The 18697-nt window shown below is 72.0% G+C and carries 16 protein-coding genes; 3 read left to right on the top strand and 13 right to left on the bottom strand.

Features of this window, described 5'->3' with window-relative positions; translation table 11 throughout:
• Positions 1 to 53 precede the first annotated feature (53 nt).
• The 4 genes from MILUP08_RS03800 to MILUP08_RS03785 form a co-directional block, all read right to left on the bottom strand.
• Positions 54 to 1001, bottom strand: a complete 948-nt coding sequence (locus tag MILUP08_RS03800; RefSeq protein WP_007454893.1) for a transporter substrate-binding domain-containing protein — start codon at positions 999 to 1001, stop codon at positions 54 to 56.
• 90 nt (positions 1002 to 1091) lie between these two features.
• The gene (locus tag MILUP08_RS03795) at positions 1092 to 2030 is read right to left on the bottom strand and encodes a MurR/RpiR family transcriptional regulator (RefSeq protein WP_007454891.1); all 939 of its coding nucleotides are present in this window, start codon (positions 2028 to 2030) and stop codon (positions 1092 to 1094) included.
• 66 nt (positions 2031 to 2096) lie between these two features.
• On the bottom strand, positions 2097 to 3527 hold the full coding sequence (locus MILUP08_RS03790; protein WP_007454888.1) for a hypothetical protein: 1431 nt from the start codon (positions 3525 to 3527) through the stop codon (positions 2097 to 2099).
• Positions 3528 to 3701: 174 nt separating this feature from the next.
• Positions 3702 to 4955 carry a cyanophycinase gene (locus tag MILUP08_RS03785; protein ID WP_007454886.1) on the bottom strand — a complete coding sequence of 418 codons (1254 nt, stop codon included), beginning with the start codon at positions 4953 to 4955 and terminating at the stop codon, positions 3702 to 3704.
• 168 nt (positions 4956 to 5123) lie between these two features.
• On the opposite strand from MILUP08_RS03785, the gene MILUP08_RS03780 reads away from it, so the two are divergent.
• Positions 5124 to 5729, top strand: coding sequence for a hemerythrin domain-containing protein (locus tag MILUP08_RS03780; RefSeq protein ID WP_007454884.1), 606 nt, complete (start codon positions 5124 to 5126; stop codon positions 5727 to 5729).
• A gap of 70 nt (positions 5730 to 5799) precedes the next feature.
• Here MILUP08_RS03780 and MILUP08_RS03775 read toward each other — a convergent pair whose 3' ends face one another.
• Positions 5800 to 5970, bottom strand: coding sequence for an antitoxin (locus MILUP08_RS03775; RefSeq protein ID WP_255787856.1), 171 nt, complete (start codon positions 5968 to 5970; stop codon positions 5800 to 5802).
• Between the two features lie 262 nt (positions 5971 to 6232).
• Here MILUP08_RS03775 and MILUP08_RS03770 point away from each other — a divergent pair, with 262 nt between their 5' ends.
• Complete coding sequence (locus MILUP08_RS03770; RefSeq protein ID WP_007454880.1) at positions 6233 to 7426, top strand: AI-2E family transporter; 1194 nt, start codon at positions 6233 to 6235, stop codon at positions 7424 to 7426.
• A gap of 20 nt (positions 7427 to 7446) precedes the next feature.
• Here MILUP08_RS03770 and MILUP08_RS03765 read toward each other — a convergent pair whose 3' ends face one another.
• A complete protein-coding gene (locus MILUP08_RS03765) occupies positions 7447 to 8124 on the bottom strand; it encodes a dienelactone hydrolase family protein (protein WP_007454878.1) in 678 nt (225 codons plus the stop codon).
• A 168-nt stretch (positions 8125 to 8292) separates the two neighbouring features.
• Between MILUP08_RS03765 and MILUP08_RS03760 the strand changes: the two genes are divergently transcribed.
• On the top strand, positions 8293 to 8472 hold the full coding sequence (locus MILUP08_RS03760; RefSeq protein ID WP_007454876.1) for a hypothetical protein: 180 nt from the start codon (positions 8293 to 8295) through the stop codon (positions 8470 to 8472).
• A 45-nt stretch (positions 8473 to 8517) separates the two neighbouring features.
• On the opposite strand, the gene MILUP08_RS03755 is transcribed toward MILUP08_RS03760, so the two are convergent.
• The 7 genes from MILUP08_RS03755 to MILUP08_RS03725 all read right to left on the bottom strand — a co-directional run.
• A complete protein-coding gene (locus MILUP08_RS03755) occupies positions 8518 to 10890 on the bottom strand; it encodes a glycoside hydrolase family 65 protein (RefSeq protein ID WP_007454874.1) in 2373 nt (790 codons plus the stop codon).
• Positions 10887 to 11693: an HAD family hydrolase gene (locus tag MILUP08_RS03750; protein ID WP_007454873.1), complete on the bottom strand. Its 807-nt coding sequence runs from the start codon at positions 11691 to 11693 to the stop codon at positions 10887 to 10889. The genes MILUP08_RS03755 and MILUP08_RS03750 overlap by 4 nt, the downstream gene beginning before the upstream one ends.
• Before the next feature lie 60 nt (positions 11694 to 11753).
• Complete coding sequence (locus MILUP08_RS03745; RefSeq protein ID WP_007454871.1) at positions 11754 to 12218, bottom strand: DUF4442 domain-containing protein; 465 nt, start codon at positions 12216 to 12218, stop codon at positions 11754 to 11756.
• Positions 12219 to 12280: 62 nt separating this feature from the next.
• Entirely contained in the window at positions 12281 to 13306 is a 1026-nt protein-coding gene (locus MILUP08_RS03740) for a hypothetical protein (RefSeq protein ID WP_007454869.1), read from the bottom strand.
• Positions 13307 to 13399: 93 nt separating this feature from the next.
• Positions 13400 to 14698 carry an ABC transporter ATP-binding protein gene (locus tag MILUP08_RS03735; protein ID WP_007454867.1) on the bottom strand — a complete coding sequence of 433 codons (1299 nt, stop codon included), beginning with the start codon at positions 14696 to 14698 and terminating at the stop codon, positions 13400 to 13402.
• A 132-nt stretch (positions 14699 to 14830) separates the two neighbouring features.
• On the bottom strand, positions 14831 to 17041 hold the full coding sequence (locus MILUP08_RS03730; protein WP_039905315.1) for a bifunctional glycosyltransferase/CDP-glycerol:glycerophosphate glycerophosphotransferase: 2211 nt from the start codon (positions 17039 to 17041) through the stop codon (positions 14831 to 14833).
• Positions 17042 to 17057: 16 nt separating this feature from the next.
• Positions 17058 to 18697: DUF5941 domain-containing protein (locus tag MILUP08_RS03725; RefSeq protein WP_083915798.1), on the bottom strand; the 1640-nt coding region annotated here is incomplete at its 5' end.

Here is an 18697-nt window from a genome sequence, read left to right as displayed (position 1 = left end):
GGTGTGGAAAGGGCGCCCGGCGACCGCGGTTCAGGGGGTCGCCTTCCGCGGGGTCAGTCGATGGCCTGGTCGATGGTGGCCTGCTTGACCGCGATCGGGGCCTGCTTCCACCGGTCGAGGATCTTGGCGTAGCTGCCGTCGTCGACAAGCGACTGCACGGCGGCCCGGTACGCCTCGGCGACGTCCTTCTTGCTCTTGAGGAAGCCGAAGCCGTTCGGGCTGGCGAGCCAGCCGTTGGGGGCGGCCGGGTCGGCCACCAGCTCCGCCTTCCCGGCGAGGGCGCTGGCGGTGTCGACCAGGTTGACCCTGGTGGCGGCCACCGCCTCGACGTTGCCGGCGATCAGCGCCTGCACCGCCTGCGGGTTCTCCGGGTACTCCTTGACCTCGACGGCCCTGCCGGCGCAGCTGCCCTTGGAGTACGCGGCGAGGTTCTTGGCCTGGTTGCTGGCCTTCTGCACGGCGACCTTGCGGCCACACAGGTCCGCGACGGTCTTGACGCCGAGCGGATTGCCGGCCTTGACGAGGAAGCCGGTGCCGGAGGCGGAGTAGTCGACGAAGGTCGCCACCTGCTGGCGCTCCTTCTTGTCGGTGATGCCGCCGGCGATGGCGTCGTACTTGCCGGCCTGCAGGCCCGGCACCAGTCCGTCGAAGGGCTGCTGGGTGAAGGTGGCCTTGAGGCCGAGTCGGGCCGAGGCGGCGAGGAAGAGGTCATGGTCGAGACCCTTGAACTCGTCGGTCCGTCCCTCCTGCTTGAAGTCGATGAACGGCTCGTAGGGGGCGTTGGTGGCGACCGTCACCGTGCCACGGCCGCGCAGGTCGGCGGGAACCTTCCGGGCGAGGTCGGCGTCGGTGCCGATGGGGCCGACGCCCTCGACGGTGACCGTGACGGTGGGGATCTTGCCGCCGGAGCCGGCAGCGGTGGAGGAACTGCCGCCGCAGCCGGCGGTGACGGCGAGAAGGGCCGTGGCCGTGGCGGCCAGGGCGAGCTGACGGATGCGCATGGAGTGTCCTTCCGGGTGCCAGACGAACCAGCACCCGGACTGTAACGCACATTACTATTTCTGTGGGGTTACAGTTTTCTGTAACGGCCGTCAGCCGATGTGGAACTCCTGCTGCGCCTGCTCCATCGCCTTCAGACGGGTGCCCGCGACCGGTCCGAGCCGGTCGATCACCGCCGCCACCACCGTCTCCACCAGGGCCAACGCCGGTACGAAGCTGTCGTACAGCGAGGGTGACTCCACCCGGCCGGGCAGCACCACCTCGGCCAGACCGGCCACCGGAGACAGCCACCGGTCGGTGAACAGAACCACCCGTGCGCCGCGCGCGGTCACCTCGCGGGCCAACGCCAGCGTCGGCTCCTCGTACCGCCGGAAGTCGAAGAGCACAACCAGGTCACGCCGACCCACGTCGACGAGCATGTCGGTGCGCTCCACCGGACTGGCCGGCAGCAGGCGACTGCCACCGCGCACCTGCATCAGGTGCAGCACCAGATAGTGGGCGAGCAGCCCGGAGAACCGGCCACCGGCCGCCGTGACCCGCAACTGCTGGTCGGCGAGGAGCCGGGCCGCCGCGTCCAGCTCGCCCTGGGGCAGCTCGACGAGGGTGCGGGCGACCGCCTCGGGCAGCCGCGCCGCCGCCCGGGACAGCGCACCCGCCGGCGGTTCGCCGGTACGTTCCGCCGCCCGGTACGCGGTGAGCGGCGACGTCTCCCGCTCGGTCAACTCGTCGCGCAGCGCGCGCTGAAACTCGGGATAGCCCCCGAAGCCGAGACGGCTCAGGAACCGCAGCACGGTCGGTGCGCTCACTTCGGCCCGCTCGGCCAGTGCGGCCACCGTGCCGAGCCCGGCCGCCGGATAGGCGGCGAGCAGGGCCCGCGCCACCCGCCGCTCGGCCGGGCTGCACTCACCGAGGCGCTGCCGGATGAGGGCGGCCACCCCGACGGCGGCCGGCTCGGCGCCGTCGCGGTCGGGACCGCTGGGAGACGCCGTCGGCCGAGGGCCGGTCTGGTCGGCGTGATCGGAGGTCGACACGCGCTGAGCCTAGCCGTGGCCCGAGGCGACGCGGACGCGCCGAACGCGTCCGCGCCGCGCCGGGGGTCAGGACTTCGTGACGGTGCAGCCGTAGTCCGCGCCGCCTGACCCCGAGTACGCCTCCAGCTCGACGTAGTAGGTCGCCGAGCCGGACGCGGTACGGGTGGTGGACGCCGATTCGTCCGTGCCGGCGCCGTCGTTCACCGACCGGGTCAGCGTGCTCCCGGTGGAGCTGAGCAGGTAGAGATCGGCGTCGTACGCGGTGGGCACCGCGCAGTTGACGGACAGGGTCTGTCCGCTGGCCAGGCTGACCGCGAAGTAGTCCCGGTCAGTGGTGCTCTTCATGTCCCCCGTGACGGTCAGCGGGTAGCTGCGGCCGGTCACGTCGTTGGCGGTTGCGCGGGAGTCGTTGGCCTCGACCTCGGCATAGCTGGACCCGCCGCTGGGCGGCGGGGTGGAGCAGTCGGTGACCGGAGTGCCGCTGTAGAGGCTGCCGCCGGGGACCCCGTTGGTGACGCTCTTCAGGTAATAGCCGCAGGTCGGGCGGTTGGCGAAGTTGTAGCTCTGGCCGCTTGTCAGTCGCCAGATCTTGAAGTTGGAGTAGGTCAACGGCCGGCCCGCGGCGGCCACCTCCGGCTGGTGATCGCCGAGCACCACGTACGCGCTGGGTCCACTGAGGGTGGCCAGACCGGAGCGGTCGATGAAGAGCGAGGCGCCCTCCTCGACGCCCACGCCCCAGGCCCTGCCCCCGCTCGTCCGACCATCGGAGATGGAGCGCGCCACGAACGCCATGAGCCGACCCATCCGGTCCCGGGTGACGAAGTGCGAGTCGTTGACGGTGTCGGCGTAGTTCGGCCAGCGGAACATCCCGGTCGTGAAGGTCATCGACGTGTCGTACGGGTCGGCGAGGGCGATGGCCGAGGTGGCGCTGCCGCCGCAGGCGTCGTACACGATGTCGCTGTTGACGTGGTGCCCGGCGCTGCCGCCACCGACCCCGCCGCCCTTGGCCACCACCGACTCGACGGAGGCCTCCAGCGCGGTGCCCTTCCAGGCCACGTACCGACACTGGTCGCCACCGGCGAAGTAGACGAACTCGGCGTTGCGGATGTCGGTGTTGACCTGGCTGTTGTTGCCGTCGCTGGCGGCGGTGAGGGTGAGTGTGGTGCAGGAGTTGACGCCACTGAGCCCGGTGATCACGTCGCATTCCGGGGTGCCGGAGCCCGATCCGGCGACGACCGCCACATCGATCGAGCCGGTGCCGCCACGGATCGCGGCGATCGCCTGGTTCATCGTCGCGGTGATGATGCCGCCCGAGCCGTTCATGGTGTACGCGGGGCCGGACCAGCTCGCCCGGCTGACGTCCGTCGCGCTGCCCTGCCGGACCCGGGTGACCTGGGCCTGCGCGGCAGTCACTCCGATCGGCGCCACGGTCAGCAGGGTGGCTGCGGTGACGAGCACCGCGAGCCGCTTTCGGATGGGGTTACGGGAAGGGGACATGGGCACCTCCGAGGGGCCGCGATTCGATGAAACAGAAGTTACATCCATCGCCGTCGCTGCTCAATACGTAACCCCTGTTACAAGCTCGTGAACCGGCCGGCACCGTCCGGCACGGTCGCGGGCACGCCGACGACCCCGAGGCAGCCACGTGCCCCGGGGTCGGTCGGACGCGTCCTAGACGGCGTTGATGCCGATCACCACGCCGGTGAACGAGGTGCCGGTGTCGGCCCGCCAGGCAGCGAGGCCCCGCCCCCTGGTGAGCGTGGCCCGGAACTGCGGGTCCTTCTCGTACGACGTGCCGAACACCGACACGCATCCCCGGTTGCCGACCAGACCCTCGGCCAGGCCGACCAGCTCGTAGTTGTAGAAGACGTCCTCCGAAGGCACCACCGGGCACGGGCCGCCGGCGGGGCGCACGCGCTGCTTGCCCGGGGCGATGATCGGCTGCCAACGGTCCGTGCGGTACCGGTCACCCCTGGTGAGCCGGCTCCACCCGACCCCCTCGATGCCCCACGCGGCCGAGTTCGTCACCCGCGCCCGACGCAGGTCCAGCACGCTCACCCCGCGCGCGCCGAGCACGCGCAGCGACTGCCGTTGGGTGCCGACGCCTGTCACCTCCAGCGCCGTGTCCTCGTCCAGGCCGAAGACCCGGTGGTGCCCCGTGTCCGCGGCCAGCCGGATCGACCGGGCCTCCCGGCCCCGCCGCGAGAAATGCGTATCGAGCAGTCCGTCGGTGAAGAAGCCGAAACCACCCCTGGGCAGGTACGCCAGGACGCCGGCGTCCTCGAAGTAGCCGGGCCGGGCCCCGTCGCGTAGACCCGGCTCGGTGGAACCACCGGTGATCATGTCGCGGCCGGCCATGATCTGCGCGCCCGCGCTCGTGCCGGCCACCACCGCACCCGCCCGCAGCTTGCCCCGTACCGCTGCCAGGGCCGGCGTGTCCCGCTGCGACTTCTCCCGGGTCATCGTGGTGACGTAGCGGTACTGGTCACCACCACCGAAGAAGAAACCGGTCATCGACTCGATCTGGCGCACCACCGCCGGGTCCTCGGCCGCGCCCGGCCGGTCCAGGTCGATCGGGATCCACTGCGCATCCGCCACCCCGTAGCTCCGGAAGAGCGTGGCGTAGTAGTCGCCGTTGCAGACGCTGTTGTTGCAGTCCGGAGTGGCCGCGTCCGGGTCCTCGGCCGGAACCGGGGCAGCCGCGGTGAAGATGCCGATCCGCGCCCTGCCGACACCGCCGGCAAGCCGGACGATGTCGTCGTACACGGCCGCGTTGTCGTCGGCGAGCCCGCCACCGACAAGGACCAGACTGCCGCCGTGGGAGTGCGACGGGTGGGCCGAGGCTGGTGCCGCGGCCAGCGGGACGCTCATCGCGAGCGTCGTGCACGCGCCGAGCCCGAGGGTCAGCAGACGGTTCAGGGGCATGACTGCTCCTCACTGGAGACCGTGAGGGCGGGCCGAGGGAAGCGTACGACAGCACCCCGACGCGAACAACGGATCACCGTCAAATCCGTCGGTGGCCGTAGGTTTGCCCGACCGCTGGGGGGTACCAGGGCCCACACACCTACCGACCGCAACCGGCAAGGGGCCCAGATGACCGATCCACAGACCACCGGCGACCAGGACGTCGTCGACATCCTCGTCGCCGACCACCGCGAGGTCGAGACCCTCTTCGTCGAGCTGGAGACGCGGCAGGGCACGCCCGAACACCGCCGCCAGCTCGCCGACGTGGTGATCGCCGAGCTGGTCCGGCATGCGGTGGCCGAGGAGGCGTACGTCTATCCGACGGCTCGCAAGGCGCTGCCCGACGGCGACCAGATCGCCGAGCACGAGATCGAGGAACACTCGGACGCCGAACGGACCATGAAGGACCTGGAGTCGGTCGACCCGTCCGACCCCCGCTTCGACGAGCTGCTCGCCCACCTGACCAGCACCATCCGCCACCACGTGAAGGACGAGGAGAGCGACCTCTTCCCCCGGCTGCGCGCCGCGGCGGCCCGGGAGGAGCTGGTCGAGCTGGCCGCGAAGGTGACGGCGTTCAAGAAGGTGGCACCGACCCGGCCACACCCGACCGCGCCGGACCACCCGCCGGCGAACAAGCTGCTCGCCCCCGGCACCGGGATGATCGACCGGCTGCGTGACGCACTGAGCGACAGGCCGACCTCGATGGACGAGCTACGCGAGAAGCAGCAGCACTGACCGACGTACCGTCCGACAGAGACGGTCCCGGGCCGCCGAGTTCTCGGCGGCCCGGGACATGTCCGGTCCGTCAGCGGACCTGGTCGCCCTCACCGGTACGCGCCTGCGCCTGGTCCACGCCCTTGTCGATCTGGTCGTCGTACTTGCCGCCCGTGCGCTTGTCGGCCATGTCGCCGGCCTTCTCCATACCCTGGTCGACCTGCTTGTCGTGCTTGTCCGCGACGTCCTTGGCCTTGTCCATGAAGTCACCCACGGCGCTCCTCCTCCTCAGGTAGTTCCCCCTTCGCGTTCCCTGGGCCGGTCGGCGCAAACGCCGACGTCCGGGCGCGGATGGCGAAGGCGCCGCCGACCGGCCCGCCTCGGCGTACGATCCGCGCGGGCGGCACGCCCCGGGCCTGGAGAGCACATCCGTCACTCCGAGGGCCGGCCCAGCGCTGGCGCGATTCGGGTGTCGGCGCGTCGCCGGCCGGGTACCGACCTCGCCGAGATCGAGGAGGGCCGACATGACGGCAGACGAACCCGGGGCGGACGCCGGGCCGACAAGCAGCACCGCGCCGACGACCGGCACCGCGCAGGCCACCGGGACAACCGGCGCCACTCCCACGGCCGGCACCACGGCGCCCGGTGAGACCGGGCCCCGCCAGGCCTGGGCGGCCCTGCCCTGGCTGGTGCGGAACGCGGTGCTGTGGAGCGCCTGTCTGGTGGTGATCATCGCCGGGCTCTACCTGCTGGGTCGGATCGCCGTCCTGCTGGCTCCGCTGGCCATCGCCCTGGCCGCCACCATCTTCCTCACCGCGCTGCTCGACCCGGTGCTGCTCCGGCTACGCCGGCTGCGCCTGCCCGCGGCACTGGCCGCGCTGCTCACCGTGCTGCTGCTGCTCGGCATCCTGGTGGGGGTCGGCGCGCTGGTGTGGAACCTGACCGCCAGCCAGTTCGACCAGCTCAGTCAGGAGCTGACCCAGGGGCTCGACCGCAGCCGCGACTTCGTCACGTCCACCCTGCCGGTCAGCGACGCCCAACTCGACAAGCTGATCGACCAGGCCCGGGAAGGGCTCAGCGGCAGCTCTCCGGACCCGGTGGCGGGTGCCCGGACGGCCAGCGAGGTCGTCGGCTCCGCACTGCTGGCCCTGGTGCTGCTCTTCTTCCTGCTCAAGGACGGCCGGTCGATGTGGCACTGGACGCTGTCCCGGATGACCGGCCCGAACCGACCCGTGGTGGCCGAGGCCGGTCGGGCCGGCTGGCAGACGCTTGGCGCGTACAGCCGGGGCACGATGCTGATCGCCGCGATCGACGCCATCGGCATCGGCCTGGCCCTGGTGGTGCTGCGGGTGCCGCTGGCCCTGCCACTGGCCCTGATCACCTTCCTCGGCGGCTTCATACCGATCATCGGGGCGACGGTGGCCGGCGCGGTGGCGGTGCTGGTGGCGCTGGCGGCCAACGGGCCGACGACCGCTCTGCTCACCCTCGCCGCGGTGGTCGCCGTGCAGCAGATCGAGGGCAACCTGCTGGAGCCGCTGGTCATGAAGCGCCAGGTACGCCTGCACCCGGCCGTGATCCTGGTGGCGGTCACCGCCGGCACCCTCATCGCGGGCATCGCCGGCGCCTTCGTCAGCGTTCCGATCACCGCCGTCCTCTGGCGGGTCATCGACACCGTCCAGCGCCGCCGCTCCACCACGGACACGCCGGCACGCTCCTGAAGGCGGCCGCGCCGCGTCGCTCACGAGCGGCGCGGCGCGGCCGTCGTCCGGGCGAGATGGGTGGTGAACCAGGCGCCGGCGTGCTCGGCGACCTGGTCGAGCGCGCCGGGCTCCTCGAAGAGGTGGGTGGCCCCCGGCACCACCCACAGCTCGCCGACGTCGCCCAGCTCGGTGAGCGCCCGCTCGTTGAGCGTGATCACTTCCTCGTCCAGACCGCCGACCAGCAGCAGCGTCGGGGTACGCACCTGGGCCAGGGCGGCGCCGGCCAGATCGGGTCGGCCGCCCCGGGAGACCACCGCGCCCACCCGCTCGGCGCGGGACGCGGCCGCGACAAGCGCGGCGGCGGCACCCGTGCTCGCACCGAAGAGACCGATCGGCACGTCACCGGCGGGGCGCTCGGCGGCCAACCAGTCGACGATCCCGGCCAACCGGCTGGCCAACATCCCGATGTCGAACCGCAGTTCGGCGGTACGCGTGTCCACCTCGTCCTCGGCCGGGGTGAGCAGATCCACCAGCACCGTCGCGAGGCCGCGACCGGTGAGCGTCCGGGCCACCGCGACGTTGCGCGGGCTGTGCCGCGAGCTACCGCTGCCGTGCGCGAACAGCACCACGCCCACCGGCTCGGCGGGAAGCATCAGATCGGCGGGAAGCTGCGCGTCCCGCACCGGAATGGTCACCGTGCTGCGTTGCTCGTCCATGCCGCACCTCCACGTGCTCGCCTCCGGCCCGCTTACCCCGGCCACCGCGTCGCACGCGCGCCCGCCCGTCACCGGGCGCGGCGTTTGCCGGGTGGGCCGCCGGGTACGCGACGACCGACCGCAGACCGTGTAGGCGCACCCGCGCCCCGACGGATCGCGAGGATCACGATGGCCAAGCAGCAGATTTCCCGGCAGCAGCAGATGACCGAACGCGCCAAGCGTGAACAGGACGCCGAGCGCAACCAGGACTTCGGGGACCAGGCCGCCTCGGCCCGGCTGCCCGACGATCCCAAGGCGGCTGCGCCGCGGGACGCGATCGGACGCCCGTCGACAGGCGAGCCGATCTGACGTACGCGGACGACGGCCGGGGCGGGAGCACTCCCGCCCCGGCCGTCACTGCTCGTGCTCGGGCAACCGGAGCAGCGGCGACCGGCCCGGCGGCTGCTCCGGCGGCGGTCCCGACGGTTCGGCCGGAGGGACCGGCACGGTCACCGGTTCGTTGCAGGTGACCCGCAGCGTCTGGTCGTGGTGACGCAGTTCCACCACGTCGTCCGGGCCACCGTGGCGCAGCGAGTACGTCGTCTGGTGCGGCCGGACGTCCACCCGCAGCGCCAGCCCGCGCCACTGGAGGGAGAACTCCAGGCGACTGAGCCGGCTGGAGAGCCGGGGCGCGAACGACAACTCGCCGTCGTGGTCGCGCAGGCCGCCGAACCCGCTGACCAGGGCGAGCCACGCGCCGGCCAGCGAGGCCATGTGCACGCCGTCGCGGGTGTTCTCGTTCAGGTCGTGCAGATCCATCAGCGCGGCCTCGCGCAGGTAGATGTGCGCCAGGTCGGGATGACCCACCTCGGCGGCGAGCACCGACTGGGTGCAGGCCGACAGCGACGAGTCCCGCACCGTCCGCCGTTCGTAGTAGAGGAAGTTGCGCACCTTCTGTTCGGGGGTGAACGCGTCCCCCCGCCAGTGCATCGCCAGGACCAGATCGGCCTGCTTGACGACCTGCTTCCGGTACAGCTCGAAGTACGGATAATGCAGCAGCAGCGGGTACTTCTCGACGGGCGTGTGCGGGAAGTCCCACTCCTGGAGCCGGGTGAACCCCTCCACCTGCTGGTGCACGTCCAACTCGTCGTCGTACGGCACGTGCATCGAGGTTGCCGCGTCCCGCCAGCTTGCCGCCTCCTCGTCGGTGACCCCGAGGTGGAACGCCTCGTCCCGGTAGCGCATCACCACCTCGGCGGCGGTCAGCAGGTTCCGCTGCGCCATCAGGTTGGTGTAGATGTTGTCGTTCTTCACCGCGGTGTACTCGTCGGGGCCTGTGACACCGTCGATGTGGAAGCGGCCGTGCCGGTCGTGGTGCCCGATCGAACGCCACAGCCGGGCGGTCTCCACAAGCAGGTCCAGCCCGATCTCCCGCTCCATCGCGGTGTCCCCGGTGACCAGCACGTACCGGCGTACCGCGTCGGCGATGTCGGCGGCGATGTGGAACGCCGCCGTGCCGGCCGGCCAGTACCCGGAGGACTCCGGTCCCTCGATGGTCCGCCAGGGGAAGGCGGCGCCCTTGAGGTTCAACGTCTCGGCCCGCTCCCGGGCCAGCCCCAGCGTGCTGTGCCGCCACTGCAGGGCGCTACGCACCGCGCTGGGCTGGGTGTACGTGAGCACCGGCAGGACGAACATCTCGGTGTCCCAGAAGGCGTGCCCGTCGTAACCGGGGCCGGTCAGTCCCTTCGCCGAGATCGGCCGCTGCTCGGCCCGGGCGCCGGCCTGGAGCACGTGGAACAGACCGAACCGCACGGCCTGCTGGATCTCCGGGTCGCCCTCGACCAGCACGTCGGCCGCGTCCCAGAACTCGTCGAGGTAGTTGCGCTGCTCCCGGTGCAGCCCGTCCCAGCCGTCCAGGCGGGCCCCGGCCAGCGCCGCGCCGACCTGGTCGCGGAGCGCGGGCAGCGAACGACGGCTGGACCAGCCGTACGTCAGGTACTTGACCACCCGCAGCTTCTCGCCGGGCTTGAGCACGCAGCCGATGGTGGTGCGCACCCAGTCCTCGTACCCCTCGGACTCGATCGTGGTGTGGTCCGGGCCGTGCACCTCGTGCTCCATGGCGGCGGCCACCCGCAGCCCGGAGACCTTGGTGCGGTGGATCAACTGCCCGCCGTCCGGGGTGGTCAGCTCCTCCTCGGCCTGGAGCGGTGACTCCAGCACCGCCGCGACCCGGGGGTCCTTGCTCTGCGCCGGCAGTGACTCGTTGGCGACCAGTTCGGACTGGACGATCAGCCGCAGCGGACGGTCGACGGCCTCCACCTCGTAGCTGATCGCGGCGACCGACCGCTGGGTGAACGACACGAGCCGGGTGCTGCGGACCTTGACCTCGCGACCGGCCGGCGAGCGCCAGTGCAGCTCCCGGTGCAGGGTGCCGGCCCGCATGTCGAGGATCCGCTCGTGGGACAGCAGCTCGCCGTAGCGGACGTCGAGCGGTTCGTCGTCGACGAGCAGCCGGATCAGCTTGCCGTTGGTGACGTTGACGATGGTCTGCCCGGACTCGGGGAACCCGTAGCCGGCCTCCGCGTACGGCAGTGGACGCAGCTCGTAGAACGAGTTGAGGTACGTGCCGGGCAGGCCGTGCGGCTCGCCCTCGTCGAGGTTGCCGCGCAGACCGACGTGCCCGTTGGAGAGCGCGAAGACCGACTCCGACTGGGCCAGCACGTCCATGTCCAGGCGGGTCTCCCGGATGTGCCACGGCTCGACGGGATAGGCCCGTTCCCGGATCACGCGAGACCCCGCTCGCCGGTCGGTGCCTGGCCGGGCGTGCGCGGCACCGGTGGGGCGGCGTCGCCCGCGTCGAGCAGGTCGGCGAGGTCCTTGACGACGACGTCGGCGCCGTGTGCGAGCAGTTCGTCGGCCTGCCCCACCCGGTCGACACCGATCACGTACCCGAAGCCGCCGGCCCGGCCGGCGGCCACCCCGGAGAGTGCGTCCTCGAAGACGGCGGCCTGGGCCGGGTCCACCCCGAGGATCCTCGCCCCGGCCAGGAAGGTGTCGGGTTGCGGCTTGCCGCGCAGCTTCTGCTCGCGGGCGACGAGCCCGTCGACGCGCGCCTCCAGCAGGGCCTCCAGACCGGCCGCGGCGACCACCTCGCGCCCGTTGGCGCTCGCGGTGACCACCGCCCGACGCAGCCCGGCGGCGGTCGCCGCCTTCAGGTAGCGCACCGAGCCCGGGTAGACCTCGACGCCTGCGGTGCGCAGCTGTTCCAGCAGCAGGACATTCTTGCGGTTGCCGACGCCGTTGACGGTGTCGGCGTCCGGTGGGTCGTCCGGGCTGCCCTCGGGGAGCACGATCCCCCGGGAGGCGAGGAACGACCGGACGCCGTCGGCGCGGGGCCGGCCGTCGACGTAGCGGTTGTAGTCCGGACCGGGGTCGAACGGCTGGAAGGGTTCTCCGGTTGCCGCGGCGCGCTGCCGCAGGAACTCGTCGAACGTCTTCGTCCAGGCGGCGTTGTGCACCCGGGCGGTCTGCGTCAGCACACCGTCCAGATCGAAGAGACAGGCGGTCACATGAGCAGGTAGGCCCAGCACGGTACGAATCTAACCACCCGGCAGTGCCCGCAAACCCGTTTTCGGCCGCCCGTGGCGGGCTCAGTTCGGCCGCAGCGTCCAGATCACCGTCAGCGCCGAGGTGGGCGTGCCGTCCTCGGTGGCGATCTCCACCTCCACGGCGAACTCGGGCCGCCGACCGGCCTCCAGCTCGGCGATCACCTCCGGGGCGGGCCGCCCGAGCCGCGCGGTGGCCAGCACCGACCCCCGAGCCAGCTTGCGGTAGGCGATCTCGGCACGGACGGCGAGCGGCACGGCCCGGTCGAGCAGCTGCCCGAAGGCGGCCAGCACGACCGCGCCGGAGGCCGTCTCGCCGAGCGTGAACATCGCCCCGGCGTGCGGGCCGCCGACGTGGTTGTGGGTGGCCGGCGTGTCGGGGAGCCGGACGACGGCCCGCACCCCGCCGTCCGCCTCCGGTGCCACCTCGACGAATTCGATGCCGAGCGTACGGGCGAACGGCACCGCTTCCAGGATGCCGGCCGCCACCTGGCGGGAGTCGATGGTCATGGCCCGACGTTACTTCTCGGTAACCAGGGCGGCAACCAGGGTTTTCCCTGGACGCGGACGGGTCAGAGGTTGGCGATCGTCCGCAGGATCTCCGCGTAGAAGTTGCCGTCGATGCTGCGGAAGAGGGAGAAGTCCTTGTCCGGGTCACCGAAGAACGGCCGCAGCGTCCACGCCAACTGGGTGCCGACGAACCCGAAGAGCAGAATCCAGATGTAGAGCAGCGTCATGCTGGCCGGACGCTGCGTCGGCTCGCCGCGCCGGACCGGCGGGGTGCCGAACGGGCGCTGCGCCGCCGGGTAGCCGGGGGGCATCATGCCGGGCGGGAACGAGGCGCCGGCCGGCTGACCGTTCCACTGCGCGGGAACCTGCCCCGGGGCCGGCGCGGCGGTCGTGGCGTCGGGCGCGGCGCCGTTCGCCGTCGACCCGGCAGCCGCTCCGGCCGGAACGGCGACCGGCTCGGCAACCGCGCCGGCGGCCCCCGTCGACCCGGCGGGCACCGCGGCCGGAACGACGCCGGCGGGCACCGTGGCGGGAACGGCGCCGGCGGGCACCGTGGCCTGGGCCGGGGCGCTGCTCGTCGCCGGGGCGAGCAGGCCGTGGTCGTTGAGCACCTGCATCCCGCCGGTCAGGAAACGCAACCCGACAAGCGCCGACAGCGTCAGGATCGCCACGTTGAGCAGCTTGAAGAAGCCGTAGTCGGGCGCGGTGATCAGGAAGAAGAGGCTGATCGGCGCGAACGCCACCGCCAGCATCGAGGTGACAGTGATCGCGACCATCACCAGCGCCAGCGACTGGCGCACCGACAGCCGGGCGCCGAACACCAGGTTGAACAGGTAGAGCGTGGGCAGGCAGATGGCCAACGTGACCAGGAACAGCAGCGGCAGCTTCAGCGCGGACGTGAGCGCCATCAACGGGCTGTGGAACGCCCCGAGCACCGCCCCGTAGCAGGCGAGCGCGACGGCGGAGCTGGCCAGCATCCGCCCGGTCAGGGCATTGAGGTCGCCCTCGGCCACGATCTGCTGCCAGATGCCCTGCCGGTCGCGCAGGATGCGCTCGATGACGAGCGGGCTGGGACGGTCACCCGACACGGGTGTACCCCTCTCGGTGTGTCACATACTGGACTAGGTGCGCAGACGGTAGGACACCGGACGGGCGTCCCGCCACCCCGCTGCGGCGTGGCGTCACCGCCAACCCACGTCGATCCGGGCGCCACGCTCGTCGAAGAAGTGCAGCGCGTCCATCCGAACCGAAACGGCGAGCGGGTGACCGGCGGTGACCGCCGGGTACGGCGCCAGCCGCACCGCAAGCTCCGCCGGGCGACGGTGGTGCCGGCCCGGGTCGGGCAGGACGCTGGTCTGGGTGCCACTGCTCGGCGGCTCCTGCGGGTCCACCGGCTTACCGGTGAGTCGCTGCATCACCGAGCCGAACCGCCGCAGGCCTCGCTGGCCCACCGGCGGCGGATCCAGGGGCGCGCCCATCTCGTCCACCATGATCGCGGTCGCCCCGATGTCGAGGAACGCCAGCGACTCGTGCCCGTGGTGCTCCAGGTAGCGGATCCGGCCGCGCAGCACGTCACCGGGGCTGTCCGGGGCGACCGGGGTGAGCGCCTCGGCTCGCATCCCGACCACGATCCGCTCACCGTGGTAGTGCGCCACCGCCCGGCTGCGGATGTCGTTCCACGGCAGGTAGAGCGACTGGTCACCGAGGTTCAGCGTGACGTACCGGTCCAGGTGGACGTAGACCGACGCCTCCAGCAGGTTCATCCGGGGGCTGCCCAGGAAGGCGGCCACGTAGAGCGTCGCCGGGCGGCCGTACACCTGGGTGGGTGTGCCCACGTCCTGGAGCACGCCCCGGCGCATGATGGCCACCCGGTCGGCCATGGTCAGCGCCTCGGCCTGGTCGTGGGTGACGTAGACGGTGGTGACGCCCAGCTCCCTGGTCAGCCCGGAGATCTCCGCGCGCAGCTCGGCGCGCAGCCCACTGTCCAGGTTCGACAGGGGCTCGTCCATCAGGAACAGCCCCGGTCGTCGGACGATTGCGCGGCCCATGGCCACCCGCTGGCGCTGGCCGCCGGAGAGCTGGCCCGGCTTGCGGGCGAGCACGTCGCTGATGCCCAGGGCACTCGCCACGTCGGTGACCCGCTCACCGCGCGGCTCCGGTTCCACACCGGCCAGCCGCAGCGGGAAGGCGATGTTATCGCCCACGGTCATGTGCGGATAGAGCGCGAAGTCCTGGAAGACCATCGCGATCTTGCGGTCGCGTGGCGGCAGGTCGTTCGCCAGCTCCCCGTCCAGCAGCACCGCGCCCGTTGTCGGGTCCTCCAAACCGGCAATCATGCGCAGCACTGTGGACTTGCCGCAGCCGGATGGCCCCAGCAACACCATGAACTCGCCGTCGTTCACATCCAGATTTATGCTGTCGACGGCCAACGTGCCGTCCTTGAAAACTTTGGTCACATCTTTGAGCGCGACGGTGCTCACCGTCACCTCCCCCAGGTCGTCGGCCGAACCCCCACAAGACTGTGACCAGGATCATTCGTTTCGCACATCGGGTAAACGTCTCATGTTCGGGCCATGACACCGCTATTACGCGGCACGGGGGTGCCGATGCGGTCAGCAGCCCGCCGACGGCTCGGGCTGCTCGCCGAGGAACACCCGGCGCACCACCCGCTCGGCCGCCCGCCCGTCGTCCAGGTGGCAGAACCGGCCCCGGAAGTGCTGGCGGGCCTTGTCCGCCGCGTCCGAGCGCACCGCGTCGGTGCGGAACAGGTCGAGCAGGTCGGCGAACGTGGTGGCCACGGCCCCCGGTGGCTCCGCGGTGACGTCGAAGTAGACACCGCGGGCCAGGCGGTACGCCTCCCAGTCCGGCGCGTAGAGCACGATGGGCCGGTCCAGCACCGCATAGTCGAACATCGCCGAGGAGTAGTCGGTGACCAGCACGTCGGCGACCAGGTAGAGGTCCTCCACCCGCTGGTAGCCGCTGACGTCGCGCACCCGCTGGACGTCCAGCGGCCGGCCGGGTCGACGCTCCCGATCGTGGAAGTAGTGGCTGCGCATCAGCAGCCGCCCCGAGTCACCGAGCGCGGCGACGAACCGGTCCGGGTCGAAGGGCGGCCGGTAGCCGGGCAGGTGCTCGCGGTGCGTCGGGGCGTACAGCACCACCTGCTCGTCGGGCCCGAGGCCGAACTCCGCGCGCAGCCGGCGTACCTCCTCCGGACTGGCGGTGACCAGCCGGTCGTTGCGCGGGTAGCCCACCTCCAGCGTCGTGTACGTGGCCGGGTAGGCCCGGTCCCACATCTGGGTGGAGAAGCTGTTGGCGCTGACGCTGTAGTCCCAGCGGTCCACCCGGCGCAGCAGGCCGGCGAAGTCCATCCGGCCCGCGCCGATCGGGTAGCGCTGCTGGTCCAGCCCCATCACCTTCACCGGAGTGCCGTGGTGGGTCTGCACGTGCACCTGCTCCGGCCGCTTGCGCACGAAGTCCGGGTAGTTGACGTTGTTGACCAACCACCGGGCCCGCGCGAGGACCCGGTAGTACGCCGGGGTGCCGGCGACGACGTACTCCACCCCGGCCGGTACGGCGTCCACCCTGTCCCGGCGCACGATCCACACGCCCCGCACCCCGGGCGCCAGCCGGCGGGCCACCTCGTAGATCGCCGCCGGGTTGCAGGAGTATCCCCGGTACCAGTAGGCCGCGTACACGGCGAGCGTCGGATCGACGGGCCGGCGCAGCTCGGCCCGGTAGTACTCGCGCAGCAGCCCGTCGCGGGTCAGCCGTGCGCCGCGCCGGGCCACCGGCCCGACCCGACGGCGGGCCGTACGCGCCTGCCTCCGGGCCGTGTCGCGGGCCCGGCTGGCGGCCCGCAACGCGCTGAACGTCCGCCACCGGCCGGCTGCCACCAGTCGGTGCTTGACTCCCTCGACGCCCTCCGGCACCGGGTACCCGCCGTCCGGCAGCCACCGCGCGTAGTCGGCGGTGATCTGCGCGAAGAACGCCGGCCGCAGTTCCGGGGCGATCCGCTGACCGTTGCCGAGCACGGTCAGGTAGTGCCAGACCATCCGCTCGAAGACCGCCGGCCGCAGCGCGTCCACCGCCGGCGACCAGGCGTCCATCAGGTGGAAGACCCGGTGCCACTGCGGGAACACCTCGAAGTGCCGGTCCCCGCGGGTCTTCGTGATCGCGCCGGCGCGGCGCTGTCGGTAGTTGACGCAGACCCGATCCAGTACGCCGATCCGCTGCGCCGCCATCAGCACCGGGTAGCTGAACGAGACGTCCTCGTACCAGCCGTCCGAGAAGCGCAGCCCCAGCTCGACCAGGAACTCCCGGCGGACCAGCCGGTTCCAGGCGGTGTGCAGCAGCCGCATCGCCTCCGGCCGGTCCCGCAGGCGGAAGGTGGCCGCACCTGGCGACTCCGGGAACACCTCGGCCATCGCGCTGCGGGTGGCGGTGTCGTTCCAGTGCGTCCGGACGTGGTCCACCAGGAGCACGTCCGGCCGGGTCGCGCGCAGCCGCTCGGCGACCTCCCGCAGGCAGTCCGGCACCAGCCAGTCGTCCCCGTCGACGAACCACACGTACTCGCCGACGGCCTGGTCCAGCCCGATGTTGCGGGCTGGACCGAGGCCGACGTTCTCCGACAGACGGACCGACCGGACCCGCTGGTCGCGGGCCGCGTACTCGTCGATGATCTCGCCGCTGGCGTCGGGCGAGCAGTCGTCGACGGCGATCACCTCGAGGTCGGTCTCCGGCTGGCCGAGGATCGAGTCCAGGCACTCGCGCAGGTATCCCTGCACCCGGAAGGCCGGCACCACGAAACTGATCAGGGTCATCCGGGCCGTCCCTCCGTCAGCGCGGCGCGACACCTCCCGCGCCCACCGGCGCGGCCGACGCCCGCGCGCTACGGGCCGGCCGGACGAACCAGGCCAGGACGACGCTCGCCACGAAAACCACGAGAAGGTACGCACCGAGTGTAGCCATGCCGATACTCACGATGCCGGCAATCGCCGCGAGGGCCAGCAGCACCGAACGTCCGTCCCAGCCCAGCGTGGCGCCGTGCAGCGGCGGCGCGGTCTGCCGCTTCTCCAGCCGGGCGGTCAGGTCGTAGTGGTGCACGGTGAGCACGAAGACGTAGCCGAAGATCAGCCACCCCGGCGCGCCGCCGACCACCCCGACCGCTATCGCGAACAGGTACTCGGCGGCCCGCAGCGCCGCCGGCACCAGCCAGTCAAGCGGGCCGTTGTGCGCGGCACCGGCGCCGAGGCCACCGGCCAGCAGCACCAGCAACGCCACCGGCACCGCCCAGCGCAGCCCCGTCGGCGAGTCGCCGACCAGGGCCGCGACCAGCAGCACCGCCGGGCCGAGCGCGGCGAGCACCGCCAGGGTGAGCGGCCCCATCGGGCGGACCACCGGCAGCCGGCGGGCCAACGGGCCGTCGTCGCGGTGCAGCGTCGCGTCTACCGTGTCCAGCACCGGCACCCACATCCAGCGGGCCCGCAACGTGCGCAACGCCCCGGTGTACGCGAACGCCAACCCACCCCAGACCAGCACCGCGACGAGGCTGACAAGCGGGTTGAACAGCGCCACGGTGAGCGCGATCAGCGCCCACCGCTCGCCGATCGGGAACACCACGGTCCGCTTCAGCCAGTACGACAGCGAGCCCGTGTCCGCCTGCACCCGCGTCGAGGCGGCGTTCAGCCGGTCACCGATTCCGCCGCTGGCGCCCGCCGTCGTCCGGGGCCGGCGTGCCGCCTCGTCGTGCAGCACCCCGTACCAGGTGTCGGTCATGTGCCGGACGGTCTGCAACGTCATCGCCGCGATCGCCAACGCCCAGCCGTTGCCCAGCCCGGCGTGACTCACCCCGAAGCCGAGGCCGGCGTAGACCAGGTACTCCTTCGCCCGGTCGGCCATCGTGTCCAGCCAGCCGCCCCACGCGCTGAAGTGCCGGGTGTAGCGGGCCAACTGGCCGTCGACACAGTCCAGCACGAAGCCGAGGTAGAGCAGCACCGCGCCGCCGACAAGCGCCGGCCGCCCGCCGACCCCGAACAGCACCGCGGCGGCAAGCGCGAACAGCACCGAGATCACCGTGACCCCGGTCGGGGTGAGCCGCAGCCGGGCCGCCAGCCGGACCACGTACGGAGACCAGGTGCTGACGAAGTACGTGGAGAAGAAGTCGTCCTTCTCCTTCACCGACAGCCGCAGCTCGGCACGGTCCTCGTCGACAGCCGTCACCGCCGCCTCGGCGGCGACCAGCCCGGCGCTGTCCTCGACCCGGTGCGCCACGAGCAGACGTACCCGCTGAGCGAAGATCAGGGTGCCGAGCGCCGCGAGACCCGCGACGAGCCGGTCCACGGCGGACCCGGGGTCGCCCGGTCCGGCCTCCCCTGCGGCCGGCAGCGGCGACACGTCGCCGGCGGGGCCGAGCGGCGCGGTGACGGGCCGCGCGCCGACGGCGGCGGCCCGCGCGGCGGCGGCCAGGGTCGGCAGGT

Origin of the sequence: Micromonospora lupini str. Lupac 08, assembly GCF_000297395.2 — a bacterium.
GTDB classification, from domain to species: Bacteria; Actinomycetota; Actinomycetes; order Mycobacteriales; family Micromonosporaceae; genus Micromonospora; species Micromonospora lupini.
The sequence above is the reverse complement of the archived record's forward strand: the minus strand, read 5'-3'. Positions and strand labels throughout refer to the sequence as shown.

Coding starts and splice junctions, on each gene's coding strand:
- MILUP08_RS03800 (WP_007454893.1), bottom strand. CDS start 1,001: ATGCGCATCCGTCAGCTCGCCCTGGCCGCCACGGCCACGGCCCTTCTC.
- MILUP08_RS03790 (WP_007454888.1), bottom strand. CDS start 3,527: ATGTCCCCTTCCCGTAACCCCATCCGAAAGCGGCTCGCGGTGCTCGTC.
- MILUP08_RS03785 (WP_007454886.1), bottom strand. CDS start 4,955: ATGCCCCTGAACCGTCTGCTGACCCTCGGGCTCGGCGCGTGCACGACG.
- MILUP08_RS03780 (WP_007454884.1), top strand. CDS start 5,124: ATGACCGATCCACAGACCACCGGCGACCAGGACGTCGTCGACATCCTC.
- MILUP08_RS03775 (WP_255787856.1), bottom strand. CDS start 5,970: ATGGACAAGGCCAAGGACGTCGCGGACAAGCACGACAAGCAGGTCGAC.
- MILUP08_RS03770 (WP_007454880.1), top strand. CDS start 6,233: ATGACGGCAGACGAACCCGGGGCGGACGCCGGGCCGACAAGCAGCACC.
- MILUP08_RS03765 (WP_007454878.1), bottom strand. CDS start 8,124: ATGGACGAGCAACGCAGCACGGTGACCATTCCGGTGCGGGACGCGCAG.
- MILUP08_RS03760 (WP_007454876.1), top strand. CDS start 8,293: ATGGCCAAGCAGCAGATTTCCCGGCAGCAGCAGATGACCGAACGCGCC.
- MILUP08_RS03745 (WP_007454871.1), bottom strand. CDS start 12,218: ATGACCATCGACTCCCGCCAGGTGGCGGCCGGCATCCTGGAAGCGGTG.
- MILUP08_RS03730 (WP_039905315.1), bottom strand. CDS start 17,041: ATGACCCTGATCAGTTTCGTGGTGCCGGCCTTCCGGGTGCAGGGATAC.